This is a genomic window from Microbacterium sp. VKM Ac-2870, assembly GCF_015350795.1.
In the GTDB taxonomy this organism is placed as follows: domain Bacteria; phylum Actinomycetota; class Actinomycetes; order Actinomycetales; family Microbacteriaceae; genus Microbacterium.
The window spans coordinates 30,547-56,203 of sequence record NZ_JADKSH010000005.1; the positions used below are offsets into that span (position 1 = coordinate 30,547).

Consider the following 25,657-nt stretch of genomic DNA (forward strand, 5'->3'; position numbering starts at 1 on the left):
GCAACGCGCGACAGCGGCGGTGACGCGGCGACGACGATCACGCCCGCCCGCCGCGAAGGCGGCCCCCCTTCAGCGGGGGAAGACGACCGCCACCGCGAATGCCGCGACGCCCTCGCCCACGCCGGTGAAGCCCAGACCGTCGGTGGTCGTCGCCGACACCGAGACCGGCGCGCCCAGCGCCGTCGAGAGGACAGACTCGGCCTCGGCGCGGCGCGCGGCGAAACGCGGTCGGCGTGCCTGCACCTGAACCGATACGTTGCCGATCTCGAAGCCGGCGGCCGTGACGAGCTCCCGCGTCCGGGCGAGGAAGACGTCGGCGTGCGCCCCGGCATACTGCACCTCTTCGGTGCCGAAATGCGTGCCGATGTCGCCGAGTCCGGCCGCCGCCAGCACGGCGTCGACGATTGCGTGAGCCACGGCATCCCCGTCCGAGTGACCGTGCAGGGCCCGCTCGCCGGGCCAGGCGACCCCGGCCAGCCAGAGGTCCCCCTCGCCACCGAACGCGTGCACATCGGTGCCGACGCCGACCCGCGGCATCGGCACGCCGCGGCTCGGCGCGGCCGCGCCGAGCACGGCACGCGCTCGATCGAGATCGGCGGGCGTCGTGATCTTGAACCCACGTTCGTCGCCGGGAACCGTCCACACGGCGGTCCCCGCGCTCTGCACGAGGGCCGCATCGTCGGTGTGATCGCGGGATGCCGCGGCGTAGGCGGCATCCAGGATCTTCCGCGAGAAACCCTGCGGGGTCTGCGCCGCCGCGAGCTCGGAGCGGTCGACGGCTTCACGGACGGCGTCGCCGTCGACCCGCTTGACGGTGTCGACGACAGGGAGCACCGGAAGCACCGCGTCTTTGCCGCTTTCGAGGGCGGCGATGACCCGGGCGAACACGTGGGGCGGTGTCAGTGCCCGGGCGGCGTCGTGCACCAGAACCCGCTCGACATCCGGCCACACCGCGCGCAGACCCGCGGCCACCGATTCCTGTCGCGTGGCTCCGCCCGCGACGACCGAGACAAGGTCATGGCGCTCCCCCGCCGCTTCGCGCGCCTCGGTGAGCGCATCGCCGACACGGTCTTCGGGCGCGACGACGATCACCTGGGCGAGCGGCGCGGCGAACACGCCCGCGAGCGCGTGACGCAGCACCGTGTGCGCATCCAACCCGACGAAAGCCTTCGGCGCTCCGGCGCCCAGCCTCTGCCCGGATCCCGCTGCGACGACGATGACGGCGGTGCGCGGAACGGGAACCAGCTCAGAGCTCATACCTCCGACCCTACCGACGCCACGACGGCTGGGCCGCGTGGCCCCTGCGGCGTCCGGCGCAAACCGACGGCAGGAGCGGCCGAAGTCACGCCCCCCTCATGGAGGAGTCAGCGACCGGGCGACCGGATCAGCTGGCGAGGACCTCGTCGAGCACACCCGAAGCATGCTCTTCATCAGCCTTGAGCGCGAGAGCGATCTCGGAGACGAGGATCTGGCGCGCCTTGGCAAGCATGCGCTTTTCCCCGGCCGACAGTCCGCGGTCCTGATCGCGACGCCACAGGTCGCGAACGACCTCGCTCACCTTGATCACATCGCCGGACGCGAGCTTCTCGAGGTTCGCCTTGTACCGGCGCGACCAGTTGGTGGGCTCTTCCGTGAACGGCGCGCGCAGCACGTCGAACACCTTCTCGAGACCGTCCTTGCCGATCACGTCACGAACGCCGACCAAGTCGACGTTGTCTGCAGGGACCTCGATGATGAGGTCTCCCTGCGTGACATTGAGCTTCAGGTACTTCTTGGTCTCGCCCTTGATGATCCGGTCCTTGACCTCGATGATCGTCGCGGCCCCGTGGTGCGGATAGACGACCGTCTCGCCAACCTCAAAAAGCATGCAGTTATGTCCTTTCGGCAAAGTCCAGAATACCACAGCCGGCATACGCTAAGGTTCGCCGACTGACCGATGACCCCCTCGAAGATCAAGGGCGTCCCCGCTCCCGGCATAGAATGGGCACACACCGACTCGTCCAGGAGGATCCGTGAACACGCGCCGTCTCGCGTCCGTCGCTCTCGCCGCCGTTGTGGTCCTCTCCACGGCCGGCTGCAGCATGATCTCGCCGCAGGCCACGACCATCAGCTACTCCGCGGCGGAAGGCGTGAACATCACGCACTCGGCTCCGCTGAAGGTGCGCAACGCACTGTTCGTGGCGAACGAGAAGGGCACCGAAGCCAACTTCCTCGCCGCGATCGTCAACGACACCGACAGCGACGAGACTCTCCTCGTCGGCGTGGACGGATCGACGCAGCGTGTGCGCGTTCCCGCCCGATCCACCGTGAGCCTCGGCTTCGACGGCGCCGACCCGCTCCTGTTCACCGGGCTGTCGTCCAAGCCGGGAACCGATGTGCGCACGTCGTTCCAGTCCGGCACCGGCGAAGCGGTCGAAGATCGCGTTCCCGTCCTCGACGGCACGCTCTCCTACCTCTCCGCGTTCGTTCCGTCGAACTGACCGGCGACACCGCGGACGGCTGAGCCTCTACCGCTCGGCGCGCCGCCCGCGGTTCCCGCTCACGCCTCGAATCGGTAGCCGAGGCCGCGCACGGTCAGTAGCATGACCGGCTCGCTCGGATTGCGCTCGATGCGCGAACGGATGCGTTTGATGTGCACGTCGAGCGTCTTGGTGTCACCGAAATAGTCGCTGCCCCACACGCGGTCGATCAGCTGCCCGCGGGTCAGCACGCGACCCGCATTGCGCATGAGCACCTCGAGCAGCTCGAACTCCTTGAGCGGCATGGGGATCGTCTGACCGTCCACAGCGACCGTGTGCCGATCGATGTCGAGCACCACGCGCCCACCGTCGACGATGCTGTCGTCCAGACCCAGATCGGGTCCCTCACTGCGGCGCAGCACGGCGCGCATGCGCGCCAGTAGTTCGCGCGACGAGTACGGCTTCGTGACGTAGTCATCTGCGCCGAGCTCGAGTCCGACGACGATGTCGACCTCGGAGTCCTTCGCGGTCAGCATGATGATCGGCACCTTCGAGGTCATCCGCACCATGCGGCACACCTCAGTTCCCGGCATCCCGGGCAGCATGAGGTCGAGCAGGATGATGTCGGCGCCGCGCGCGGTGAAGGCGTCGAGGGCGGCGGGCCCGTCTTCAGCGATCTCCACCTCGAACCCTTCGCGGCGCAACAGGTAGGCGAGAGGATCGGCCAGGTCCGGCTCATCCTCGACGATCAGGACGCGTGTCATCGCTTCTTGTCTCCTTTCGCCCGCGCATCATCGCGGGCGGCTTTCTTCTTGCGCTTCTTCTTGACCGGAAGGTCATCGGGCGGGGCGACGGCGGGTAAACGGACGGTGAAGGTCGACCCGCGACCAGGACGCGACCAGACCTCGACCTCGCCGCCGTGGCGCTGCACGGCGTGCTTGACGATCGACAGGCCCAGTCCGGTGCCTCCGGTGCGTCGCGAGCGCGCCTGATCGGCGCGGTAGAACCGCTCGAAGACCCGCTCCTGCTCGTCTTCGGGGATGCCGATGCCGCGATCGGTGACGGCGATCTCGACGACGTCGCCGTCGCTCTTCACACCCACCCCGACCTGGCCGCCCTGCGGTGAGTAGGCGATGGCATTGGCGACGAGGTTCGCGATCGCCTCGGTGAGCACCTGCACGTCGCCGCGCACGTAGGCGTGGCGCGAACCCCCGCGCGCGACCGTGATCGCGGCGGAGTCGGCGGCGACCGACTGCGACTCGATCGCCGCGGCCACCACCTCGTCGACAGAAACGTCGCGCAGCTCTGTGAGGTCATCGGCGGACTGCAACCGCGAGAGGTTCATGATGCGCGACGTCAACTGGCTCAGCCTCGCCGCCTCGGCGCTGAGCCGACTGGCGAAGTGGCGGACCTGGTCGGGGTCGTCGGCGGCGGATTCGACGGCTTCGGCGAGCAGGCTCACCGCGCCGACCGGCGTCTTCAGCTCGTGGCTGGTGTTCGCGACGAAATCGCGGCGCATCTCCTCGACACGCTCTCGTTCGGTGATGTCGCGGACGACGATGAGGATGAGCCGGGGAGTGATCACGCTCGCCCGCGCCGAAACGAGCCGCGGTTCGACGCCCCGCTTCAGGCGCATGGTCTGCGTTTCGGGGGTTTCGGTCCGGCGCACGGTGCGGGCGAGCGCCCGCAATTCGTCACCGGGCAGAGCGAAATCTTCGTGCATGCCGAACAGCGTCGCCGGCGCCGACACGGCGACGATCTGCAGCGAGGTGTCGACGACGACCGCCACCTCGTCCATCCCCTGGAGAACTGCCGCGGTGCCGTCCGGCAGAGCCGTGGATGCCGCAACCCGTGCACGGTCGCGCGCGCGCAGCGCGATGAGCACGAGCGTCGCCACGCCACCGCCGAGAACGAGGCCGAGGATCAGCGCGATCACCGGCTGCAGGGAGTCCATGTTCCCAGCGTAGGGTGGACGGACACCGCAGATTCACGTTGCGGATGCTCACCCGAAACCGGGGCGGCAACGTTCATCGCTGCGGCACCGATCGTTAACCTTGGCCCGCGATGATCACCGGGTCAGCGGATGGCACTGTGCCTCCCCGCGCGAAGAGAGGTCTCCTGATGCGCGAAGTTTTCCACCAGTCGCTCGAAGACGTGCAGGCCCGTCTCGTGGAGATCGCCGAGTTGGTCACCGAGGCGATCGACAAGGCCACGCGCGCGTTCGGCACGAGTGACGTCGCCCTGGCCGAAGAGGTCATCGAGGCCGACCAGATCATCGACGAGAAGGCCGTCGCTCTCGACGAACTCGCGATCCAGATCCTCGCCCGCCAGCAACCCGTCGCCCGCGACCTGCGCATTGTCGTCGCCGCCCTCCGGGTGAGCGCGTCGCTCGAGCGCATGGGCGACATCGCGGAACACATCGCCCAGCTGACGCGCATGCGCTTCCCGGAGCGCGCCATCCCCAAGGGCTTGAAGGGCACGTTCACCAAGATGGGCGAACTCGACGTCGAGGTCGCGAAGACCCTGACCGAGCTGCTGCGCACCGAAGATCTCTCCTTCGTCGAGACGCTCCGTACCCTCGACGACAAGATCGACGACCACCACCTCGCCGTGTTCGAGAAGGTGCTGAGCGAGAACTGGCAGGGCGAGGCGGGAGCCACGGTCGACGCGACCCTCGCCAGCCGCTACCTCGAGCGCTTCGCCGACCACGCCGTGTCGGTCGCCAAGAAGGTCGCCTACCTCGCGACCGGCGACTGGACCCCCGACACCGACACCATCGCCGTCATCATCGCCGAGGGCGAGTCGGTCGACGACGCCCAGTAGGTCATCGCCGCCGCACGCAGAGGTCTGAACGACGAAGAGGGGGATGCCGGTCGGCATCCCCCTCTCGCGTTGTCGTGAACGGCCCGCGTCAGCCCTTGCCCTGGCTTGCGACCGCGGCGGCACCGGCAGCGGCGGCCTCGGGGTCGAGGTACTCTCCCGGCGCGACAGGCATGAGGTCTTCGCCGAGGCGGTACACCAGCGGGATGCCGGTGGGGATGTTGAGCTCGGCGATGTCGGCGTCGCTGATGCCATCGAGGTGCTTGACCAGGCCGCGCAGCGAGTTGCCGTGCGCGGTGACGAGTACCGTCTTGCCGGCCTTCAGGTCGGGGACGATCTCGTCCTCCCAGTACGGGATCAGACGGTCGATGACGATCTTCAGCGACTCGGTGCGGGGCACCTCGCCGTCGATGCCTGCGTAGCGCGGGTCGGCCACCTGGCTGAACGGCGAGTCGTCGGGCAGCAGGGGCGGCGGCACGTCGAACGAGCGGCGCCACAGCATGAACTGCTCCTCGCCGAACTGCTCGAGGGTCTGCGCCTTGTCCTTGCCCTGCAGGTCGCCGTAGTGACGCTCGTTCAGGCGCCACGAGCGCTTGACGGGGATCCAGAGGCGGTCGGCAGTGTCGAGCGCGATGTTCGCGGTCTGGATCGCACGGCTGAGCAGCGAGGTGTGCAGCACGTCGGGCAGGATGCCGGATTCCTTGAGCAGCTCACCGCCGCGCGCGGCTTCGCCGCGACCCTGCTCGGTGAGGCGGACATCCACCCACCCGGTGAACTGGTTGGTCTTGTTCCACTCGCTCTGCCCGTGGCGGAGGAGGATCAGCGTGTAGGGCGCGGTCATACCCGCCATTCTATCGGCGACGGCACTGGCATCATGGGGGGATGCCGCCGGAGAAAGCACCCGCTCGTGGTGTGGTCGGGCAGATCACGCGCGGCACGACCAACACGAACCGCTTGCGTCGCATCGACCGGTGGATCGCGCGGCATCCGGTGCTGCGCCGCGCCGCCGATCCGTTCGTGATCGACCTGGGCTACGGCGCCAGCGCGGTGACCGTGCTCGAACTGGAGCAGCGCCTTCGCCGCGCCCGCCCCGACGTCGAGGTGCACGGCCTGGAGATCGACCCGGCACGGGTCGAGAGGGCACGCACGCAACTCGCCGAAGTGCGCGCGGGCTCGACCTCGTTCGCGCCCGACGCGCACGTCTCCTTCGCGCGCGGCGGGTTCGAAGTGCCCACCCCGACGGGTCGCCGCCCCGCGGTACTGCGGGCGTTCAACGTGCTGCGTCAGTACGACGAGTCGGAGGTGCGCGGCGCGTGGTCGCGGATGTCGGCGCGGTTGGATGCCGACGGCATCCTCGTCGAGGGAACGTGCGATGAGCTGGGACGTGTCTGCACCTGGCTGGAGATCGGCCACGATGCCGAGCCGCGCACCCTGACGATCTCGCTGCGCCTCGCCGGGCTGGCGGCACCCTCGATCGCGGCCGAGCGGCTGCCGAAGGCACTCATCCACCACAACGTGCCCGGCGAACCGGTGCACGCTCTGCTGCGCGCGCTCGACGATGAGTGGACGCGCGCTGTCGGCACGGCATCCTTCGGGCCCGTGCACCGCTGGCGCACGACCCTCGACGCCCTGCACACGGCGGGCTGGCCGGTCGGCGGGCGTTCGCGCTGGCGCCTCGGCGAGCTCACCGTTCCCTGGAGCCTGGTCACCCCCGCACACTGAGCGCGGCCGGACGCAGGCAATCGGCCCGCGGCAGGACGTTCGTTCCCGTCTTCGCCTGTTCTCGGCAGATCGCCTGCTTTCGGGAGGCGACCGGGACCGCTCAGACCCGCGGGATCGCGGCCCGCGCCTCGTCGGCGGGCATGCCGGCCGCGGTCATCAGGTCGACCGCGAGCGGGCGCAGCGCACCGATCAGGGTCTGGTCGACGGCGGAACTGCGACCGGCCAGCACGCTCGGATCGAGCCGTCCGGCGACGGCGCGGATCGCTTCACGGGCCGCCGGTTCGTACGAGATGTCACCCAGCGCGTCGGAGATCAGTCGCGCGCCCGCCGCAAGCTCGCCGAGCAGATCGGCGGCGATCGGCCGAGGATGCCGGTCGTCGCACAGGTACACCACACGGCGGCCGATGACGCGGAGGTTTCGGGTTGCGAGGTCCAGGTGCAGGCGCACGCGCTCCTGACGCTGGAACTCGGGGCGTTGGCGCCGAAGGAACGGGGAGATCCGCGCGATCTCCGAGCCGGACTCCACTCCCGCACGCCACTGGTCGACGAGAGACTGCAGTCCGCGTGCCTTCGCGAGGCCGCGCTCGGCGCGGGCCGGGTCTCCCCGACGGAGCGCCTGAACCAGGGTCGTGATCGCGCTGTCGAACGCGGCCAGCAGCTGGGTGCCCTCGCGGGTCACTGTGCGCAACGGGCTGCGCGGCAACAGCGCCGTCACGAGCAGCGCCGCCACTCCCCCGACGATGCCGTCGATCATGCGGACGAACGGCACGCTGACCGGGATGACCATGACGATCGCCGACTGCACCGCCGCCGCGATGGCGAACGCCGGCTGCGGCGAGAGGAAGCGGGCGACGACGAGCGAGGCAGCGAGGGTGAGTCCCAGCTGCCACCAGCCGATGCCGGCGACGAGGACGATGAGCTCCGCCACGAGGATGCCGACGACCATCCCGATCACGGTCTCGAGCACCCGCCGCGGGCGTGCATCGCGGACGAGCCCCAGGCTGGAGACGGTGACCGTCGCCGCGAGCAGCGGGGCCGCATGCCCGAGCACGTAGTGGGCGAAGGAGAACGACGCGGTGGCCGCCACGACGATCTGCACGATCGCCGGGCCGGATGCGAGGACGCGGTCGATCCCGATGCGCGGATGCCAGCGGGCGCGCCAGCCGGTCACGATCGCCGCCGTCTGCGGCGCGAGGTGCTCAGGGTGATCGGGCGGCGGCGAATCGGCGGCGGACACCGGGCTCAGCGGCGCCGGGAGAGCCGCGGCATCCGCGGGATCGATGCCGTGCGGCCGGCGTCGGGGGCAACGATGACCTCCTGGGCCGCCGAGACGCGCCCATCCTCGACGGCGACCGAGAGGTCGGCCTCGACGGGGGTCGTCCGCTTGACGTACGCCAGCGCGATCGGACCCTCTTCGTGGTGGCGCGCGACCGACGTCACAGCGCCGACCACCTCGTCGCCGAGAAGCACGTCGGCACCGGGTTCGGGTAGCTGTGCGTCACTGCCGTCGAGTTGCAGCGACACGAGGCGGCGGGGCGGATGCCCCAGATTGTGGACCTTTGCCACCGTCTCCTGCCCGCGGTAGCACCCCTTGTCGAGGTGAACGGCGGTGCGCAGCCAATCGGCTTCGTGCGGCAGCGCACGGCCGTCGGCTTCGGTGAGGGCGCGCGGCCGCCACGCGGCGACGCGCAGGGCGTCGACGGCCATCCATCCGGCGACGGGCTGGGTTCCCGATGCAGCAGACGCAGCCAGCCGGGCAGCGTCCTCGACGGTGACGATCGCCTCCGCCCAGTCGTAGGCCTCGCCGGGATGCGGTGACGCCGGGGCGTAGCCCCATCCTCCCGCGCCGACGACCGGCCACGGATCGCGCCAGACCGCGAGCGACGGGAGTTCCGCGACGGCCGCCGCGGTGCCGCCGATGACGCGCAGGCTGTCGGAGAGGTCGTGCGGATCGACACGCAACCGGAACCGCATGCGGACGAGCCAGGTGTGCAGCGCGCTCGCGCGGTCGCGGTCGACGATGAGCCAGGTGCGCTCCCCGTCGTCGATGACGGATGCCGCGTGCTCCACATGCCCCTGCGGATCGAGGACCAGAAGTTCGGTGCTCACACCGGGGGCGAGAGCAGCGAGCGCCTGGGATGTGATCGAGTCCAGCCAGGTGAGGCGATCGACACCGTCCACGGCAAGGACGACCCGGTCATCGAGCGGTGCCAGTGCACGCCCTGCCGCCAGCTCCCGCTGCTCGCGGGCCGGCGCGGCGACGTGAGCGAGCCCGCGCTCGTCGATGACGGCGCCGGCGACGCGGTCGAAGGGATTGCCGATGGGGACGGAGTCGGTCACGGCGTGGTCACTCGACCCGGGCCAGACGTGCGGACGCATGCGAGGCGAGCTCGCCGCCCAGCGCGGCGATGTCCCACGCCCACAACAGGTGCCCGTCGACCAGTCCATACATGCGGGTCGCGGCGGTGTACACCTTCGCGCTGGCCGGGCGCACGACGGCATCCGTCGCGAGATCGATACGCGGGCCGCGCACCTGGCCGACGTACAGTTCGCTGACGCCGTCAGCGTGAACGATCGCGACCTCTAGGTCGAAGCCGCCCTCGCCGTTGCGAAGCGCCTCGACGTCGTCGGCGGTGCGGGGCGCATCGCGCGGAGTGGATGCCGGCAGAAGCCCAGGGCCCGCATCTGCCGCATCGGCGGCGCGGGCCAAACGCCAGTAGCCTGTCTCGGCGACCAGAGGGGTGCGAACGTCTTCGTCGCCGATGAGCCAGGCGTGGGCGGCGTAGTTCACGTAGTCGCCACCGTCGTGGCTGAAGCTGACACGGTGAGCGAACTCCCCGCTGAAGGAGGAGCCATCGGCCTCATAGTCGATGACGCCGGTGCCTTCCCAGACACCCAGCAGCCACGACAGTGGAACGAGATCGGCCGGCAGGTCGGTCGGCAGGTCGAGCATGATGCTCAGCGCTGGCCGCGGTAGAGGTTCTTGATCACGACACCCGACACGAAGACGATCGCGACCGAGGCGAGCGCGAGCAACCCGACGAAGAACAGTTCGAGCGCAACGAGGTCCATGTGCTCACTCTACCCTTCACAGGAACAGGCTGGAGAGACCGAGACCCAGGCCGATCAGACCCATGACGACGAACGCGCCCAGCACGCTGGCGGCCATCCTCCGGAGAAACCCCTGCGAATGTCCCTGCACCAGTTGCACGACGAACGCCAGAATGACGCAGCCGGCCATGCCCACCGGCATCCACGCCGCGCGCCACTCAGCGGGGGCAGCGATGCCGATCACGATGGCGATCACCGCAGCAGAGGCCCAGACCGCCACGATGCCGCCATAACCGGCGCGAGGCGCCAATCCGGGAAGCGTCATGCGTCCATTCTCACCGACGCGGGCGGTGCGCGCACGCACCCCGTGACGGGCGGCGCGCAGAGGGGGTTCGGGCGGGTTCTAAGATGGGGGCACGGTTCGGGCGTCCGCACCGGAAGGGACCCCATTGGCTCAGCTGCTCGTCTTGAGTTCCGCCCCGGGCGGGGGTCCCGTCCTGCCCGCGCTCGAGCTGCTCAGCCATCGGGTTCGCCAGATCCCCGCCGAGCCCGCGCAGTTGGTGAACGCCCCCAGCTGCGACGTCATCTTCGTCGATGCCCGCACCGATCTGGTCGGCGCGAAGTCGCTGTGCAAGATCCTCAACACGACCGGCCTGGACGCACCGCTCGTGCTCGTCGTCACCGAGGGCGGTCTCACCGCCGTATCGACGGACTGGGGCGTCGACGACGTGATCCTGGTCGGCGCGGGACCCGCCGAAGTGGATGCCCGCATCCGCCTTGCGGTCGGACGTCAGTCGGCGGCGCAGGTGTCCAGCCGCATCCAGACCTCCGGCATCACGATCGATGAGTCCTCGTACTCGGCGAAGGTGCACGGCAAGCCGCTGGATCTCACCTACAAGGAGTTCCAGCTTCTGCACTTCTTCGCGACGCACCCGTCCCGGGTGTTCACGCGCGAACAGCTGCTGAGCGAGGTGTGGGGCTACGACTACTTCGGCGGCACCCGCACCGTCGACGTGCACGTGCGGCGACTGCGGGCGAAGCTCGGCGATCTCGAGCAGCTCATCGGCACGGTCCGCAACGTCGGATACCGCTTCAACGTGTACGAGGACGACCAGATCCCGACCTCACGCGAGTCTTCGCAGACGTGAACCCGTACGTCGCGGCTACCGCGCGCAGAGCGGTTAACGCGACGGTCACCTGGCCCTGACATGATGATGGAATGATCGACACCGACGTTCTGGACACCGGGCTGGGCGACGAGGACGACGACGACTTCGACGAGATGGTCGAAGACGGCGACGCCCAGTTGCCCGAGCACCGCTACATGGATCGCGAGCTCAGTTGGCTCGCGTTCAATCAGCGTGTTCTCGAGCTCGCCGAAGACCCGTCGCTGCCGGTTCTGGAACGCGCGAACTTCCTCGCGATCTTCGCCAGCAACCTCGACGAGTTCTTCATGGTGCGCGTGGCCGGCCTCAAGCGCCGTATCCTCACCGGCCTCGCCGTGCCGACGAACGTCGGCCGGTCTCCGCAGGATGTGCTCGCCGACATCTCGGATGCCGCGCACGCCCTGCAGCTGCGCCAAGCGAGCGCCTGGCTCGACATGGTTCAGCCGGCTCTCGCCGATGTCGGCATCGAGATGGTGTCGTGGGACCAGCTGTCGGCCGAAGACCGCGGCGGGCTCTCCGACTACTTCCAGTCACAGGTGTTCCCGGTTCTCATGCCGTTGGCGGTCGACCCGGCTCACCCGTTCCCTTACATCTCGGGCCTTTCGCTCAACCTCGCGATCCGCATCCGCAACGCCAAGACGGGGCGCCAGGAGTTCGCACGCCTGAAAGTGCCCCCGATGCTCCCCCGCTTCGTCGCCGTTCCCGGCGAGCCCGGTCGCACGCGCTACCTGCCGCTGGAGCAGCTCATCGCGAACCACCTGGGCGATCTGTTCCCGGGCATGGAGATCCTCGAACACCACACCTTCCGCCTCACCCGCAACGAAGACGTGGTCGTCGAAGAGGACGAAACGGAGAACCTGATCCAGGCACTCGAAGCCGAGCTGCTCCGCCGCCGGTTCGGCCCGCCCATCCGCCTCGAAGTGACCGAGGACATGGACGACGTCACGCTCGACCTGCTCATCGCCGAGCTCGACATCACCGAGCAGGAGGTCTACCGGCTGCCCGGCCACCTCGACCTGCGCGGCCTGTTCGACCTGGCACGGATCGACCGGCCCGAACTGCGCTTCCCGGCGCACGTGCCGACGACCGCGCCGGCGTTCCAGCCTGCCGAGCAGAACGGACGCGCGGACCTCTTCGCGGCGATCCGCAAGGGCGACGTGCTGGTGCACCACCCGTACGAGTCGTTCACGACCAGCGTCGTGAGCTTCCTCGAGCAGGCCGCCCGCGACCCGCACGTGCTCGCGATCAAGCAGACGCTCTACCGCACGTCGGGTGACAGCCCGATCGTCCAGTCCCTGATCGACGCCGCCGAGCGCGGCAAGCAGGTGCTGGCGCTGGTCGAGGTGAAGGCTCGGTTCGACGAGGCCGCGAACATCGTGTGGGCGCGCAAGCTCGAAAAGGCCGGCGTCCACGTCGTCTACGGTCTGGTCGGATTGAAGACCCACTGCAAGCTGCTACACGTCATCCGCGAGGAAGACGGCATGCTCCGCAGCTACAGCCACATCGGCACCGGCAACTACAACCCGAAGACCAGCCGCATCTACGAGGACTTCGGACTGTTCACGTCCGATGAGCAGGTGGGACGCGACCTCACGCGCCTGTTCAACGAACTCAGCGGCTACGCGATCGAGAAGAAGTTCAAACGTCTGCTCGTGGCCCCCCTGCACCTGCGCAAGGGACTGCTGCGACAGATCGAGAACGAGCGTCATCACGCCCTGGAGGGCAAGCCCGCCCACATCCGCATCAAGGTCAACTCGATGGTCGACGAGCAGATCATCGATGCCCTCTACCGGGCCAGCCAAGCCGGCGTGCGAGTGGATGTCTGGGTGCGCGGGATCTGCTCGCTCAAGGTTGGTCTTCCGGGCGTGAGCGACAACATCACGGTGCGCTCGATCCTCGGTCGCTACCTCGAGCACTCGCGCATCTTCGCGTTCGCCGGTGACGGCAACCCCCAGGTCTTCATCGGCAGCGCCGACATGATGCACCGCAACCTCGACCGTCGCGTCGAGGCGCTCGTGCGGGTCGTGGCGCCCGCGCAGATCAAGGAGCTCGTCGATCTCTTCGATCTCGCGATGAGCGACGAGACCAGTTCGTGGCACCTCGAGGACAGCGGCGAGTGGCAGCGACACAGCCTGGATGCCGCGGGGAAGCCGCTCATCGATCTTCAGGAACGCACGATGACGCAGGTGCAGCGTCGGCGGCGGGCCCGGGCCGCGCGATGACCGACACCGCGGTCTACGCGGCGGGTGGAGTCCTGTGGCGGGTCGTCGACGGCAAGCTCCGAGTGCTGGTGATCCATCGCACGGCCTACGCCGACGTCACCCTTCCCAAGGGCAAGGTGGAGCCGGGCGAGAGCCTCGCCGAAACCGCGGCGCGTGAGATCTTCGAAGAGACCGGAATCCAGGTCGCCCTCGGCATCCCGGTGGGTGTCTCGCGCTACCAGATGCCGAACAAGCGGCAGAAGATCGTGCACTACTGGTCGGCGGAGGCGACGGATGCTGCCATTCGCGCTTCCGCGTTCGTCCCCAACAAGGAGGTCGCCGCCGTCGAGTGGATCTCCCCTCGGAAGGCGCTCACCAAGCTCTCATACCCGGTCGATGTGGAGATCCTGGAGGAGTTCCTGCGCTACGTCGACGACGGCGTACTGAGCACCTTCCCCATCGTCGTTCTGCGGCACGCGAAGGCCCTTGCCCGCGAGGACTGGGACGGCGCCGATGCGGCGCGCCCCCTGACCGCCCGCGGTGCGAAGCAGGCGGCAGCGGCCGTCGGACAGCTACGCGCCTTCGGCGTGCGCAAGATCGTCTCGAGCGACGCGGTGCGCTGCGTCACGACGGTGACGCCGCTGGCCGCGGCTCTCGGCAAGCAGATCCACCGCACCTCGGCGCTCAGCCAGGATGCGTGGGAGGACGGCACGTCGGATGTGCGCGCGGTGATCGGACGACGCGTGCGTTCCCGCAAGCCCGCCGTGCTCTGCAGCCACGGTCCGGTGCTTCCCGGGATCATGGCGGAGCTGGCACTGGCAACGGGCACGCTCCACGGGTCGTATCTGGGCAGTGCTTCCGCACTGGACACCGCCGCCTTCTCCGTCGTGCATCTGTCGGCGACGAACCCGGGGTCGGGCATCATCGCGATCGAGACGCACGAACCGAAGCTGTAGACCGTGGAAGGGCTCCGCCTGGCGTGGGCACCGGTCCCCTCCTCCCGCGATGGCCGGCGGACGGTCGCGTGGGGTCTGCTGCGGGGGCTGCTGGCGGATGCCGGCACGCCGTCCGCGGAGCTGACCAACCCCTGCCCGACGTGTGGTGGCCCGCACGGTCCGGTGCAGGTCGACGACAAGCGGTGGTTCGCCTCGGTGACCTACGCCGGTGCGACGGCGGTCGTCGGCATCCTTCCGCGGGCCGGTACGGCGGGCTTCGCCCTCGACGCCGAACCGCTGCACGATTCCGTGCGAGAAGCGGCGGGCGGTGCGCCCGGCGGGCTGCGGCGGTGGGTACGCGTGGAGGCCGCCCTCAAGACCACCGGTTTCGGCCTGCGGGTGGACCCGGCATCCATCCACGTCGTCGCGCGGGACGACAGCTCTGTGTGGAGCGCCCACGTGCCCGACGAGGCGCGACAGGGGCTCGTCGCCGCCCGCGGTGAAGATCTCTCCGGGCCGCCGGGAATCCTCCTCTGCGCCGCGCGGATCCCCCAGTAGCGGAGCGGGAGCGGAGCGGACCACGACATCGTGCGTCGTGGTCCGCTCCGGCTCACTTTCAGCGCTCGTCTTCCCTGGGACGACGCGCCAGCGTCACCGCGGAGCCGATGGTGAGCACCAGCCCGGCGATCAGTGCGATCGCCGTCGCCGTCAGGAGCCACGGCGACGCGGGCGCACGCGACGCCGACTCGATGCCCAGCGTCACGGCGAGAGCCACGCCGACGAGACAGATCACCGCCCCGACGACCGCGAACAACCGCAACACGGTTGTAGAGAACATGACCGGTCCCCTCACTGACCCCAGCAGCCGACGCCGCCGGTGACGTACACGTTGAGATAGATGGCCTGCTTCTCGCGGCTCGCGGCCTTGCAGATGGCGATGATGCCGGCGCCTGCCGCCACAAGGCCTCCGGCCGCGGCGACGATACCGCCCGCCGGCGCACCCGGACCCGTGGCAGCAGCAATGACGCCACCGACGGCCGCGACCGCGCCGCCCCCGCCCGCGATGGAGGCCATCAGAAGATCTGTATCGCACGAGTCGAGCGCGGTCTGCCAACCCCATCCCCAGAAGCCCGTGTAGCCTCGCGCCCCCGAACACGTCGCCGCGGCAGCAGCGACAGTGCGCGCCTGCGGCGTCGTCTGGGCATCGACCGCCGCCGTCAAGCCGACGACGCCGTTGCCGGCGGCGGTGTACGTCGCCGCGTAGTCTGCGACGTCGGACTCGCCCACCCCGGCCGCGAGAGCCGCTTCGGCGTCGAAGACTCCCGTCGCCCTATCGGTCGCATTCTCCAGCTGGGAAAGCGCCCGCTCTTGGGCAGCGGAGAGCTGCGAGACGGGGCCGTTGAGGGGTTGTTGCTCGGAGGGAGCTGACGCGGGATTCTCGGCAGCCGTCGCGGGGCTCGCCGTCAGGAGACCTCCTGCGACCAGGGCGGCTCCGGCGAGAATCGCCACCGGGCGCAATTGCAGTTTCATGATGACCTTCACTTCCGTATCGATGTTCTTCCGTGTGCCGCCGGGAGCGGTGGCTTCACCGTAGGCGACGCCCTCCCGGCCCTCAAGCGTGCGCTCGGAGCCGACCACACTCAATCACCGGAGCCGGGAAGATCCTTTTCCGCCTCTGATCAGGAGAATCCAGCGAGGCGTCGCGACGCGCGCGCATCCGAGGTCGTAGACGAAGGTCGGTGCTCACGTGGTCGATCGGATGCCCGCGGGCATCCGGGCCGCCCGGGCCGGCGCTACGGGCGCGGAAGCGGGGGCAGCGCGGTTCGGTCGAGCCACGGAGTGAAGACGTCGTCGAGGTCGCGCCCGGCGACGCGGGCGGCCAGAGCGCGGAAGTCGTCGGTCGTCGCGAGGGCGTGCCGGTAGGTCTCGACCCACTCGCGGAGAAGGCGCGAGAAGACGACGTCGCCGACGGCGCATCGCAGGGCATACAGAGTGAGCGCGCCGCGCTTGTAGACGCGGTCGTCGAACATCAGGTCGGGCCCCGGATCGGACAGCAGAAGGTCCTGCGGCAGCTCGTGGAGGCGCGCGTAATGCTTGGCGGCCTTCTGCGCGACGGTCGGCCCGCCCGAGGCCTCGAACCACAGCCACTCCGAGAAGCACGCGAACCCCTCATTGAGCCAGATATCGCTCCAGCGGCCGATACCCACACTGTTGCCGAACCACTGGTGCGCGAGCTCGTGGGCGATGAGACGCTGCTCGTCGGGGACCAGGTGGTTGCGACCGAAGACCGCGAGTCCCTGCGCCTCGAGGGGGATCTCGAGTTCGTCGTCGGTGACGACCAGCGCGCAGTCCTCCTGCGGATACGGTCCGAACGACGCCGCGAACAGCTCCAGCATGCGCGGCACCTCGGCGAATGCCCGCGTCACCTCGCGCCGCAGCGACACCGGAGCGAACACCCGCACCCCGTCGCTGTCGTCGAGAGCCATCTGCTCGTACGCACCGATGTGCACCGCGACGAGGTAGGTCGCGATCGGCACGGACGACTCGGCCGTCACCGTGACCCGCCCGCCGCTCAGCGACGTACCGGTGGGCCTGCCCGTGAGGACGGGGAGGTACCCGGCATCCGTCGTCACCGACAAGCGCAGTGGCGCACGGGCATCGGGGCGGTCGTTGCAGGGGAACCACGTCGGGGCGCCGGTCGGCTGCGACGCGACGAGCGCGCCGTCTTCGAGCTCTTCCCAACCGATGGTGCCCCACCGCGAGCGCCGCGGCGCGGGCGCTCCGGCGTACGCCACGTCGATCGAGAACCGCTCCCCCGCCTGCAGCCGGTGCGGGAGGGTGACGCGCAGCTTGCGTGGACCCTGCGAGAACCGGGTGCGACGGTTGCCGTCGACCCTCACGCGCGTGGCACGCAGGCCGACGAGGTCGATGCTCACCGCCGAGACGGGCACGGTCGCCACCGCGTTGATGATCGTGCGCCCCTCGAGGCGGTTGGTGCGCACACGGTAGTCGATCTCGACGTCGTACGATTCGACGTCGAACGAGGGGTCACCGCTCTCGGGGGTGTACGGGTCGTGACCGCTCACGAGATCGACTGGTAGACGCGCACCTTCACCGCGTGCCAGGGACCGATGGGGTTGCCGCTCCAGCGGGAGCCGACCGGAACCGTCTCGCCACGCATCACGAGCGATGCCGGGCCCACCGTCGCGTGGGCGCCGATACTCGCCGCGGGCAGGATCACACTGTGGGGGCCGAGCGTGGCTCCGGGCTCGAGTTCGACGGTGTCCATGCTCATGATTCGATCATGGAACAGGTGGGTCTGCACAACGCACCCCCGGTTGACGGTGGATCCGTCGCCGAGGGTGACCAGATCGGGCTCGGGCAGCCAGTAGCTGTCGCACCAGACGCCGCGCCCGATCGTCGAGCCGAGCGAGCGCAGCCAGACCGCGAGGGCGGGCGTTCCTGCGGCGGCGCGGGCGAACCACGGCGCGGCGACCATCTCGGTGAAGGTGTCGGACACCTCGGTGCGCCAGACGAAACTCGACCAGAGCGGGTGCTCGCCCGCGCGGATGGGGCCGACGATCAGCCATTTGGCGAGGGTCGAGATGCCGGCTGCCACAGCGCCGGCCAGGAGGAGAACGATGCCGGAGAGAAGGATGGCTCCGGCGAGACCGATGACCTCGATGAGCCCGGCGAGCGTGAAGACGACGACGAGTCCCATCGCACAGGTGACCACCACGGGAACGAACCGACAGAGCTCCCACACCGCCCGCGCCGCCCGCAGCCGCGTCGGCGGCCGATAGGTGCGCGATTCGTCGCCTTCGGCCGAACGCCGGCGCAACCGCACGGCGGGAGAACCCAGCCACGACGACCCGGGCTTCGCTTTGGCGGGGGCGGACGACAACACCGCGACAAGGCCGTCGCGCGGGACCCGATGGCCGGGCGCGGCCATGCCCGAGTTGCCGAGGAACGCCCGCTTGCCGATGCGGACGGGACCGATGCGCATCCATCCGCCGTGCAACTCGTAGGACGCGACCATCGTGTCGTCGGCGAGGAACGCACCGTCCTCGATGCGCGTCAGCGACGGGATGAGCAGCACCGTGGATGCTTCGACGTCACGGCCGACCTCTGCGCCGAGCATGCGCAGCCACACCGGGGTGAACAGGCTCGAGTACAGCGGGAAGAGGATCGTTCGTGCCGAGTCGAGGAGGCGCTCGATGGTCCACGCCTGCCACCCGATACGGCTGCGCACCGGATGGGTGCCCTCGTGCAGCCCGATCGAGAGCAGTCGAACGGTCAGCACGACGACGCCGGCGAACACGACGCCAGCCACGATCACGCCGGGCACCAGCCACGCCAGCGCACCCCCGAGGGCGGCGGCAAGCGTCGGCGCCCCGTCGATCCCGCGTGCCACGACCAGCGCACCGGCGGCGAACGACACGAGCGGCAGCAGCGCGAGCGCCACCGCCGACGCGGCGTACGCCCACAGCCAGCGCGTCGGCGCCGGCGCACGGTCGGAGGGCCACTGGGCCGATTTGCCGCCCACACGAACGGCGGGCGATCCTGCCCACGTCTGGTCTGCTCGCACGCGGCCGAACACCGCCGAGCCGGGGGCGATCTCCGCACGACGCCCGATGCGCGTTCCCGGAGCGAGGGTGCTGCGCGAGCCCACCGTTGCACCGGCGCCGATCCGGATGCCGCCGATGCGAACGACATCGCCGTCGATCCAGTAACCGGAGAGGTCGACCTCGGGTTCGATGGCGGCCCCATCGCCGATGTCGAGCATGCCCGTGATCGGCGGGAGTGCGTGCAGGTCGACGCCGGCGCCGATGCGCGCGCCCAGCGCACGGGCGTAGTAACTCACCCAGGGAGCCCCGGCCAGACCCACGGCATCCACCTGGTCGGCGATCTGCTCGGCCAACCAAAGACGGATATGCACCCAGCCGCCGCGCGGGTAGTCACCCGGGCGCACCCCGGCGAGCAGCAGCCGCGCCGATGCCGCAGCGATCGCCATGCGGCCGAACGGCGTGGAGAAGACCAACAGCCCGACCAGGAGCACCCACAGCGGCGCGTCGGGAAGCACCTCGAAGCCCGGGAACAGCTGCAGGATCGCCGATGCCGTCAGCAGATAGAGCATCCACCGGATGCCGGAGAGGATGAACAACGGCACGGCGAGGATCGTCTGCGCCCACTGCGCCCGACGGGGCGTCGGCTGCGGACGGTGGAAGTCCGTGGCGGCGTCCTCCTGCAAACCGGTGCCGAGGGCTTTGGCCATCGCGCCCAGCCGGGGAACGTCGTAGATGTCGGCGACCGAGAACTCCGGCACCCGCGTGCGGATACGCGACACGAGCTGCGCGGCGGCGAGCGAGCCGCCGCCGAGATCGAAGAAATCGGTCTTGCGATCGGTGACCGGCATGCCGAGCACGGCGTACCACTGCTGGGCGAGCCACGCTTCGCCCGGCGAGAGGTCCGACGCGGGCAGTTCTACATCGGGCAGCGGCCAGGGCAGCGCGGCGCGGTCGACCTTTCCCGACGTACGCACCGGCAGATCGTCCACGACCGCGAGCAGCGGGACCATCGGCGCGGGAAGTCGGGCAGCCAGGTCGGCCCGGGCAGCCAGCCGATCGAAGTCGGGTGCGGCGGCGAGATAGCCGACCAGCACGGGAACGCCGGCTTCGGTGGTGCGCACCGCTGCCGCAGCCCCGTTGACGCCAGGCAGCTCTTGGAGAGCGGCCTCCACTTCACCGAGCTCGATCCGACGACCGCCGACCTTCACCTGGTCGTCGGCGCGCCCCTGGAAGATGAGCCCCTCGGTCTCGAACCGGACGAGGTCGCCGGACCGATAAGCGCGCTCCCAGCCGAGCGTCGGCATGGGGGCATACTTCTCGGCATCCTTCGCCGGGTCGAGGTAACGGGCCAGTCCGACGCCGCCGATGATCAGCTCGCCGACGCCGCCCTCCGCGACCGGGGTGCCTTCCGCATCGACGACGGCCAGCGTCCAGCCATCCAGCGGCAATCCGATGCGCACGGGAACCGAACCGTCCAGCGGCGCGGCGCACGCGACGACTGTCGCCTCGGTGGGGCCATAGGTGTTCCACACTTCGCGGCCGTCACCGACGAGCCGGGCGGCAAGCTCAGGCGGACACGCCTCGCCACCGAAGATCAACAGGCGGACGTTCTCGATCGCGTCGGCGGGCCACATCGCCGCGAGCGTGGGCACCGTGGAGACGACGGTGATCCCCTGGCGCAACAGCCAGGGCGCCAGATCTTCCCCCGAGCGCACGAGCGACCGGGGCGCGGGTACCAGACAGGCGCCGTGGCGCCATGCCAGCCACATCTCCTCGCAGGAGGCGTCGAACGCGACCGACAGCCCTGCCAGAACGCGATCGTGGGCGCCGAGGGGCGCGTGCTGCACGAACAGGCGCGCCTCGGCATCCACGAAGGCGGCCGCCGCGCGGTGATTGACAGCGACACCCTTGGGCACCCCGGTCGAGCCGGACGTGAAGATGATCCATGCGTCGTCGTCGACGGTCGGGGGCGGCACGGCGATGATCGCCTGGGTGGCCGGATGGGGGGCTGTCCCCTGGAACAACGCGGTCGCGGCCGTCACCGACGCATCCGCGCGCGCCGGCTGCTCAGAATCTTCTTCGCCGGATCCGGATGCCGGGGCGAACTCGCCCTCTCCCGTGATGACGCCGCGCACGCGCGCCTCACCGAACACGAGCCGCGCCCGTTCGTCGGGGTCATCCGCGTCGACCGGCACGTATGCGGCCCCCGCGGCGATGATGCCGAGGATCGCGATATAAAGCTCCTTCGAGCCCGACGGCATCCGAACGCCGACACGATCGCCACGCCGCACTCCGGCGTCGTGCAGCCGGGCGGCCGTCGCACCGACGCGCGCCATCAGCTCGCGGTAGCTGAGGGCACCAGAGCCGTCGTCGATCGCGGATGCTTCGGGATGGGCGAGCGTCGTGGCGCGAAGGATGTCGAGCAGCGTGCGCGCGGGCGGGGCGACGGCGGATCTGTCCAGTGCGCTCTGCGCGGATGCCGTCACGTCAGGTCAGCAGCTCGATCAGCTGCGCCTTGGTGAGACGCGAGTAGCCGGTGCGACCATCCTGTCGCGCGCGCTCACGGAGTTGCACCACCGTGAGCGCGGCGAGATCGACGGCGGACTGTGTGACCGCGGCGCTGTCGCTCGCAGTATCGGCAGCCGGCGCGGCATCCTCTGCCGGCGAATCGGTGGTGTCGGCGGGCTCGCCGATCTCCGCCGCGAGCGCCTGTTCAGCGGCGAGCGCTTCCGCCTCGGCGCGGGCTGCGGCCTTCTCGGCCTGTCGCGCCGACTTCTTCAACGACTTCGCCTCGGCCGCCTCGACAGCGGCGCGCTTCGCGGCACGGTCTGCCTCGTCGGCGGCGCGACGGGCCTCGGCGCGAAGACGCGCCTTGCGGTCGGCCGCGGCGATGGCTTTCGCGACCGCACGCTCCAGTCGCTGGATGGCTCGCTCCGCCTCGCGCGTCACCTTGCGCGGCGTGCGTCGGATCTTCTTCTTCGACGCATCCGCGGCATCCCGGGCCTCATCGATGTACTCCTCGAGCCCGGCCGCCAGCTTCTTGGGGAGCCGCTTGGCGGCCTTGGCCGCAGATGTCGCCGCCGCAGCGGCTTCGGTGATCGCCTCGCGGGCGGCGCGTTCTGTCTTGCTCGGGGTGCCCATGAAGCACATCGTAGGCGTGTCAGGTGAACCGATGGGGAACCTGAGCCCCCGGAAATCACGGGATCGCACGCCATCGTTAACCCGTCGTTCACCTCCACAGCGCCCCCCGGTAAGAGTCGCTGTCTACCGTCGGGGCGTGCCCTGCACCGGGCCGCATTCCCACACAACGTGAAGGATTCACAGTGAAGCTCACCCGTATCTCCCAGCTGGGCGCGATCGCGGCCGTCGCCGCCATCGCCCTCACGGGCTGCGCGTCGTCCGGCGGCAACACGCCGGCCTCGAGCGCGAGCCCCTCCGCCACCAGCTCCGACGTCGCCTTCCAGATCGACCCGACCCTGGCCGGCACCATCACCGCGGGCGGCTCGAGCGCTCAGTCGAACGCGCAGGCCGCGTGGACCACCGCCTACAACGCGACCGCCAAGAGCGTCGTCATCAACTACGACAAGTCGCAGGGCTCCGGAGGCGGCGTCACCAACTTCCTGAGCGGTGCGTACGACTTCGCCGGCTCCGACTCGCCGCTCAACGCCGATCAGACCACCCAGTCCAAGGCGCTGTGCACCGAGGGTGGCATCAACATCCCGATCTACCTCGACGGTGTCGCGATCATCTTCAACGTCCCCGGTGTCACCAAGCTTCAGCTGAGCGGCGAGACGATCGCCAAGATCTTCGCTCTGCAGATCACCGACTGGTCCGACCCGGCCATCACGAAGGACAACGGCACGGCCCTGCCCGCCGGCGCGATCACCACGGTGGCGCGCTCGGACGGCTCCGGCACGACGCAGAACTTCACCAACTACCTCGCCGCCACGCAGAAGTCGGTCTGGACCTTCCCCGCGGGTAAGGACTGGCCGGTTGAGGGCAACGTGTCGAAGCAGAAGGGCGGCTCGGGCGTCGTCGAGGCCGTGAAGGCCGGCTCCGGCACCATCGGCTACGCCGACCACTCCGCCATCGGTAGCCTGAACGCTGCCTCGATCGTCACCAACGGCACGGCCGTCGCGTACAGCGGCGACGCTGTCTCGAAGACCTTCGAAGCCGCCGCGGTCGACAACTCGAACGGCGTCCCCGGCGACCTGTCGAAGAAGTTCGACTACACCAAGCTGACGGCGGACTCGTACCCGATCCCGCTGGTCTCCTACGCTGTCGTCTGCTCCACGTTCAAGGACGCCAAGCAGGCCAAGCTCGTGACGTCGTACCTCGGCTTCGTGACCAGCTCGCTCGGCCAGTCGGTCGCCGAGAAGAACGCCGGCTCGGCGCCGCTTCCCGCGTCGGTCCTCGCGGCCGCCGCGAAGACGCTCGCCGCGATCAAGTAATACCCTCGTCCTGGTCCGGTCTGCGCAGCGTGAGCCGCGTAGACCGGACCTGGCTGAGCAGGGTCGTCGATTTTCGGATCGACGATCCCGCTGAGCCGGACATCAGCCCGGACTCTGCGATCTTCCCGACCCGAGGAGAACACATGACCCTGCCCGACCTGGGGGTTCGTCGTGGCTGACGTCGCCACCGCACCCGCGCAGAAGCCGGCATCCAACATCGTCGGCAAGCGTCGCGCCGGCGATTCCGTGTTCCTCGGCTTGTCGACCACGGCTGCCGTGTCGATCATGATCATCCTCGCCGGCGTCGCCATCTTCCTGATACTCAAGGGCCTGCCCGCCATCACCGCGAACTGGGGCGAGGGCGACCTGGCCGGCTACCAGAACAAGAACTGGTCGAGCTTCTGGGACTACGTCGCCCCGCTGCTGTGGGGAAGCATCTGGGCCGCGCTCATCGCGATGGTGCTCGGCACTCCGGTGGCGATCGGTATCGCGCTGTTCATCTCGCACTACGCGCCGCGGCGCATCGCCGGCTTCCTCGGGTACATCATCGATCTGCTGGCCGCGGTGCCCTCCATCGTGTTCGGGCTCTGGGGCATCATCGTCATGCGCCCGCTGCTGCTGCCGCTCGCGGACTTCCTCAACGAGTATTTCGGCTGGATCCCCCTGTTCCAGGGTCCGGTGTCGAGCACCGGGTCGACCATGCTCGCCGGTGGTGTCGTGCTCGCCGTGATGATCCTGCCGATCGTCACCTCCATCACCCGGGAGATCTTCCTGCAGACCCCGCGCCTGCATGAAGAGGCAGCCCTTGCGCTCGGCGCGACGCGGTGGGAGATGGTACGTCTGGCCGTCATCCCCTACGCCCGCAACGGCATGGTGTCGGCCACGCTGCTCGGACTGGGTCGCGCCCTCGGCGAGACGATGGCGATCGCCCTCATCATCTCCCCCAGCCTGATCTTCTCGGTCGCACTGCTCACCGACGGCTACAACTCGCAGACGATCGCCGCCAACATCGCCCTGAACTTCCCGATCGCCACTGACCTGCAGCGCTCCGCCCTCATCGGCACGGGCCTCATGCTGTTCGTCGTCTCGCTCGCCGTGAACATGCTCGCCCGGTACATCATCGGAGCGACTGGTCCCGGAGCGAAGGGCCGCAAGAGAGGAAAGCGCTCGTGACCGAGCTGACCACGCCCTCGGCCGCTGTGTCGACGCCTCCCCTCTCGCTCACGAGCGGACAGCTGCCGCGGTTCATCGAACCCATCGTGCTGGCCGTCTCGCTCGTCGTTATCGCCGCACTGCAGCTCGTTCTCGGCGGCTTCAACGTCGCGACCTGGCTCGTCTTCAGCGCCGCGGTCTACCTGATCGCGATCGGCGTGTTCTCTGCCATCGTCGAGGGTCGCCGTAAGTCGACAGACCGCGTGATCCGCGGCCTCGTGACCACCGCGTTCATTCTCGCGGTCGCCCCGCTCGTCTCGACTCTGTGGACCGTGTTCTCCAAGGGCATGGGCGTCATGTCGTGGGACTTCCTCACCAAGGTCGGCGGCACCACCTTCGATCCCAACACGCTCGCCGTGGTGTCGACCCCCGGCGCCCTCCAGGCGGTCGTCGGCACCCTGATCATCACCGGTATCGCGGCGCTCATCTCGGTGCCGATCGGCATCCTGGCGGCGGTTTACCTGGTCGAGTACGCCCAGCCGAACAACCCACTCCGACGGGCCATCACATTCCTGGTCGACGTGATGACCGGCATCCCGTCGATCGTTGCCGGTCTGTTCGCGTTCTCACTGTTCGCACTGATCGTCGGGCCCAAGGCGTTCAGCGGCTTCTCGGCATCCATCGCCCTCTGCGTGCTGATGATCCCGATCGTCATCCGCTCCACCGAGGAGATGCTGCGCCTGGTGCCCGAAGACCTGCGCGAAGCGTCGTTCGCCCTGGGCGTGCCTCGGTCGATCACGATCATCAAGGTCGTGCTGCGCACCGCGGCGAGCGGCATCATCACCGGCGTCGTGCTGGCCGTCGCCCGCGTCATCGGCGAGACCGCCCCGATCTTCATCGCGGCGAGCTTCACCGACAACTTCAACTCCGACCCGTTCAGCGGCCCCATGCAGACCCTCCCCGTCATGGCCTACACGGCCTACAGCTTCCCGGGGCAGGACATCGACGCGTCGCAGGCCCAGGCCTGGGGTGCCGCGCTGCTGCTGGTCATCCTCGTCGTCATCTTCAACCTGATCGCCCGGATCGTCGCGATGGTTTTCGCGCCGAAGGCACGCTAAGCAAGGAAGGCACC

Annotated in this window: 24 protein-coding genes; 10 read left to right on the plus strand and 14 right to left on the minus strand. The window is 69.3% G+C overall.

Annotated elements, in window-relative coordinates; translation table 11 throughout:
* Positions 1-69: 69 nt before the first annotated feature.
* Together ispD and ITJ43_RS12205 are read right to left on the minus strand one after the other, a co-directional pair.
* Positions 70-1,257: a 2-C-methyl-D-erythritol 4-phosphate cytidylyltransferase gene (ispD, locus tag ITJ43_RS12200; RefSeq protein WP_194584124.1), complete on the minus strand. Its 1,188-nt coding sequence runs from the start codon at positions 1,255-1,257 to the stop codon at positions 70-72.
* Between the two features lie 127 nt (positions 1,258-1,384).
* The gene (locus ITJ43_RS12205; RefSeq protein WP_194584125.1) at positions 1,385-1,867 is read right to left on the minus strand and encodes a CarD family transcriptional regulator; all 483 of its coding nucleotides are present in this window, start codon (positions 1,865-1,867) and stop codon (positions 1,385-1,387) included.
* Between the two features lie 145 nt (positions 1,868-2,012).
* Between ITJ43_RS12205 and ITJ43_RS12210 the strand changes: the two genes are divergently transcribed.
* Entirely contained in the window at positions 2,013-2,480 is a 468-nt protein-coding gene (locus ITJ43_RS12210; protein WP_194584126.1) for a DNA modification methylase, read from the plus strand.
* Between the two features lie 59 nt (positions 2,481-2,539).
* Here the strand turns inward: ITJ43_RS12210 and ITJ43_RS12215 are convergent, their stop codons facing one another.
* Both ITJ43_RS12215 and ITJ43_RS12220 read right to left on the minus strand, forming a co-directional pair.
* Positions 2,540-3,223, minus strand: a complete 684-nt coding sequence (locus tag ITJ43_RS12215) for a response regulator transcription factor (RefSeq protein WP_194584127.1) — start codon at positions 3,221-3,223, stop codon at positions 2,540-2,542.
* Positions 3,220-4,413, minus strand: a complete 1,194-nt coding sequence (locus tag ITJ43_RS12220; protein ID WP_194584128.1) for a sensor histidine kinase — start codon at positions 4,411-4,413, stop codon at positions 3,220-3,222. The genes ITJ43_RS12215 and ITJ43_RS12220 overlap by 4 nt, the downstream gene beginning before the upstream one ends.
* Positions 4,414-4,580: 167 nt before the next feature.
* Here ITJ43_RS12220 and phoU point away from each other — a divergent pair, with 167 nt between their 5' ends.
* Positions 4,581-5,282: a phosphate signaling complex protein PhoU gene (phoU, locus tag ITJ43_RS12225; protein WP_194584129.1), complete on the plus strand. Its 702-nt coding sequence runs from the start codon at positions 4,581-4,583 to the stop codon at positions 5,280-5,282.
* An 88-nt stretch (positions 5,283-5,370) separates the two neighbouring features.
* Here the strand turns inward: phoU and ITJ43_RS12230 are convergent, their stop codons facing one another.
* Positions 5,371-6,120, minus strand: coding sequence for a phosphoglyceromutase (locus ITJ43_RS12230; RefSeq protein ID WP_194584130.1), 750 nt, complete (start codon positions 6,118-6,120; stop codon positions 5,371-5,373).
* Positions 6,121-6,161: 41 nt separating this feature from the next.
* Here ITJ43_RS12230 and ITJ43_RS12235 point away from each other — a divergent pair, with 41 nt between their 5' ends.
* The gene (locus ITJ43_RS12235; protein WP_194584131.1) at positions 6,162-7,001 is read left to right on the plus strand and encodes a class I SAM-dependent methyltransferase; all 840 of its coding nucleotides are present in this window, start codon (positions 6,162-6,164) and stop codon (positions 6,999-7,001) included.
* A 100-nt stretch (positions 7,002-7,101) separates the two neighbouring features.
* Here the strand turns inward: ITJ43_RS12235 and ITJ43_RS12240 are convergent, their stop codons facing one another.
* The 4 genes from ITJ43_RS12240 to ITJ43_RS12255 form a co-directional block, all read right to left on the minus strand.
* The gene (locus tag ITJ43_RS12240; RefSeq protein ID WP_194584132.1) at positions 7,102-8,238 is read right to left on the minus strand and encodes an FUSC family protein; all 1,137 of its coding nucleotides are present in this window, start codon (positions 8,236-8,238) and stop codon (positions 7,102-7,104) included.
* A 5-nt stretch (positions 8,239-8,243) separates the two neighbouring features.
* Complete coding sequence (locus ITJ43_RS12245; RefSeq protein ID WP_323741221.1) at positions 8,244-9,341, minus strand: YgfZ/GcvT domain-containing protein; 1,098 nt, start codon at positions 9,339-9,341, stop codon at positions 8,244-8,246.
* A gap of 7 nt (positions 9,342-9,348) precedes the next feature.
* Complete coding sequence (locus ITJ43_RS12250) at positions 9,349-9,954, minus strand: FABP family protein (protein ID WP_194584134.1); 606 nt, start codon at positions 9,952-9,954, stop codon at positions 9,349-9,351.
* A gap of 135 nt (positions 9,955-10,089) precedes the next feature.
* Complete coding sequence (locus ITJ43_RS12255; protein ID WP_194584135.1) at positions 10,090-10,377, minus strand: hypothetical protein; 288 nt, start codon at positions 10,375-10,377, stop codon at positions 10,090-10,092.
* Between the two features lie 124 nt (positions 10,378-10,501).
* Between ITJ43_RS12255 and ITJ43_RS12260 the strand changes: the two genes are divergently transcribed.
* The 4 genes from ITJ43_RS12260 (at position 10,502) to ITJ43_RS12275 (ending at position 14,912) form a co-directional block, all read left to right on the plus strand.
* Positions 10,502-11,200, plus strand: coding sequence for a response regulator transcription factor (locus ITJ43_RS12260; RefSeq protein WP_194584136.1), 699 nt, complete (start codon positions 10,502-10,504; stop codon positions 11,198-11,200).
* A gap of 71 nt (positions 11,201-11,271) precedes the next feature.
* Positions 11,272-13,440, plus strand: coding sequence for an RNA degradosome polyphosphate kinase (locus ITJ43_RS12265; RefSeq protein WP_194584137.1), 2,169 nt, complete (start codon positions 11,272-11,274; stop codon positions 13,438-13,440).
* Positions 13,437-14,375 (plus strand): NUDIX hydrolase, encoded by a 939-nt coding sequence (locus ITJ43_RS12270; RefSeq protein WP_194584138.1) that lies wholly within the window; start codon positions 13,437-13,439, stop codon positions 14,373-14,375. The genes ITJ43_RS12265 and ITJ43_RS12270 overlap by 4 nt, the downstream gene beginning before the upstream one ends.
* Before the next feature lie 3 nt (positions 14,376-14,378).
* Positions 14,379-14,912 (plus strand): chemotaxis protein CheY, encoded by a 534-nt coding sequence (locus tag ITJ43_RS12275; RefSeq protein ID WP_194584139.1) that lies wholly within the window; start codon positions 14,379-14,381, stop codon positions 14,910-14,912.
* Between the two features lie 58 nt (positions 14,913-14,970).
* On the opposite strand, the gene ITJ43_RS12280 is transcribed toward ITJ43_RS12275, so the two are convergent.
* The 5 genes from ITJ43_RS12280 to ITJ43_RS12300 form a co-directional block, all read right to left on the minus strand.
* A complete protein-coding gene (locus tag ITJ43_RS12280) occupies positions 14,971-15,192 on the minus strand; it encodes a hypothetical protein (protein WP_194584140.1) in 222 nt (73 codons plus the stop codon).
* A gap of 11 nt (positions 15,193-15,203) precedes the next feature.
* Entirely contained in the window at positions 15,204-15,992 is a 789-nt protein-coding gene (locus tag ITJ43_RS12285) for a hypothetical protein (RefSeq protein WP_194584141.1), read from the minus strand.
* A gap of 155 nt (positions 15,993-16,147) precedes the next feature.
* Complete coding sequence (locus ITJ43_RS12290) at positions 16,148-17,440, minus strand: M1 family metallopeptidase (RefSeq protein ID WP_194584142.1); 1,293 nt, start codon at positions 17,438-17,440, stop codon at positions 16,148-16,150.
* Positions 17,437-21,408: a Pls/PosA family non-ribosomal peptide synthetase gene (locus ITJ43_RS12295; protein ID WP_194584143.1), complete on the minus strand. Its 3,972-nt coding sequence runs from the start codon at positions 21,406-21,408 to the stop codon at positions 17,437-17,439. Before ITJ43_RS12295 ends, ITJ43_RS12290 begins: the two co-directional genes overlap by 4 nt.
* 1 nt (position 21,409) lies before the next feature.
* On the minus strand, positions 21,410-22,063 hold the full coding sequence (locus tag ITJ43_RS12300; protein WP_228495857.1) for a hypothetical protein: 654 nt from the start codon (positions 22,061-22,063) through the stop codon (positions 21,410-21,412).
* A 182-nt stretch (positions 22,064-22,245) separates the two neighbouring features.
* On the opposite strand from ITJ43_RS12300, the gene ITJ43_RS12305 reads away from it, so the two are divergent.
* The 3 genes from ITJ43_RS12305 (at position 22,246) to pstA (ending at position 25,643) form a co-directional block, all read left to right on the plus strand.
* Complete coding sequence (locus tag ITJ43_RS12305) at positions 22,246-23,373, plus strand: phosphate ABC transporter substrate-binding protein PstS (RefSeq protein ID WP_194584145.1); 1,128 nt, start codon at positions 22,246-22,248, stop codon at positions 23,371-23,373.
* A 171-nt stretch (positions 23,374-23,544) separates the two neighbouring features.
* Positions 23,545-24,546: a phosphate ABC transporter permease subunit PstC gene (pstC, locus tag ITJ43_RS12310; protein WP_194584146.1), complete on the plus strand. Its 1,002-nt coding sequence runs from the start codon at positions 23,545-23,547 to the stop codon at positions 24,544-24,546.
* Positions 24,543-25,643 (plus strand): phosphate ABC transporter permease PstA, encoded by a 1,101-nt coding sequence (gene pstA / locus ITJ43_RS12315; RefSeq protein ID WP_194584147.1) that lies wholly within the window; start codon positions 24,543-24,545, stop codon positions 25,641-25,643. The genes pstC and pstA overlap by 4 nt, the downstream gene beginning before the upstream one ends.
* Positions 25,644-25,657: the final 14 nt, after the last annotated feature.

Excerpts from the sequence above, each read along its gene's own strand:
- ispD (WP_194584124.1), bottom strand. The coding sequence starts at position 1,257 with ATGAGCTCTGAGCTGGTTCCCGTTCCGCGCACCGCCGTCATCGTCGTC.
- ITJ43_RS12205 (WP_194584125.1), bottom strand. The coding sequence starts at position 1,867 with ATGCTTTTTGAGGTTGGCGAGACGGTCGTCTATCCGCACCACGGGGCC.
- ITJ43_RS12215 (WP_194584127.1), bottom strand. The coding sequence starts at position 3,223 with ATGACACGCGTCCTGATCGTCGAGGATGAGCCGGACCTGGCCGATCCT.
- ITJ43_RS12220 (WP_194584128.1), bottom strand. The coding sequence starts at position 4,413 with ATGGACTCCCTGCAGCCGGTGATCGCGCTGATCCTCGGCCTCGTTCTC.
- phoU (WP_194584129.1), top strand. The coding sequence starts at position 4,581 with ATGCGCGAAGTTTTCCACCAGTCGCTCGAAGACGTGCAGGCCCGTCTC.
- ITJ43_RS12230 (WP_194584130.1), bottom strand. The coding sequence starts at position 6,120 with ATGACCGCGCCCTACACGCTGATCCTCCTCCGCCACGGGCAGAGCGAG.
- ITJ43_RS12235 (WP_194584131.1), top strand. The coding sequence starts at position 6,162 with ATGCCGCCGGAGAAAGCACCCGCTCGTGGTGTGGTCGGGCAGATCACG.
- ITJ43_RS12250 (WP_194584134.1), bottom strand. The coding sequence starts at position 9,954 with ATGCTCGACCTGCCGACCGACCTGCCGGCCGATCTCGTTCCACTGTCG.
- ITJ43_RS12255 (WP_194584135.1), bottom strand. The coding sequence starts at position 10,377 with ATGACGCTTCCCGGATTGGCGCCTCGCGCCGGTTATGGCGGCATCGTG.
- ITJ43_RS12265 (WP_194584137.1), top strand. The coding sequence starts at position 11,272 with ATGATCGACACCGACGTTCTGGACACCGGGCTGGGCGACGAGGACGAC.
- ITJ43_RS12270 (WP_194584138.1), top strand. The coding sequence starts at position 13,437 with ATGACCGACACCGCGGTCTACGCGGCGGGTGGAGTCCTGTGGCGGGTC.
- ITJ43_RS12280 (WP_194584140.1), bottom strand. The coding sequence starts at position 15,192 with ATGTTCTCTACAACCGTGTTGCGGTTGTTCGCGGTCGTCGGGGCGGTG.
- ITJ43_RS12300 (WP_228495857.1), bottom strand. The coding sequence starts at position 22,063 with ATGGGCACCCCGAGCAAGACAGAACGCGCCGCCCGCGAGGCGATCACC.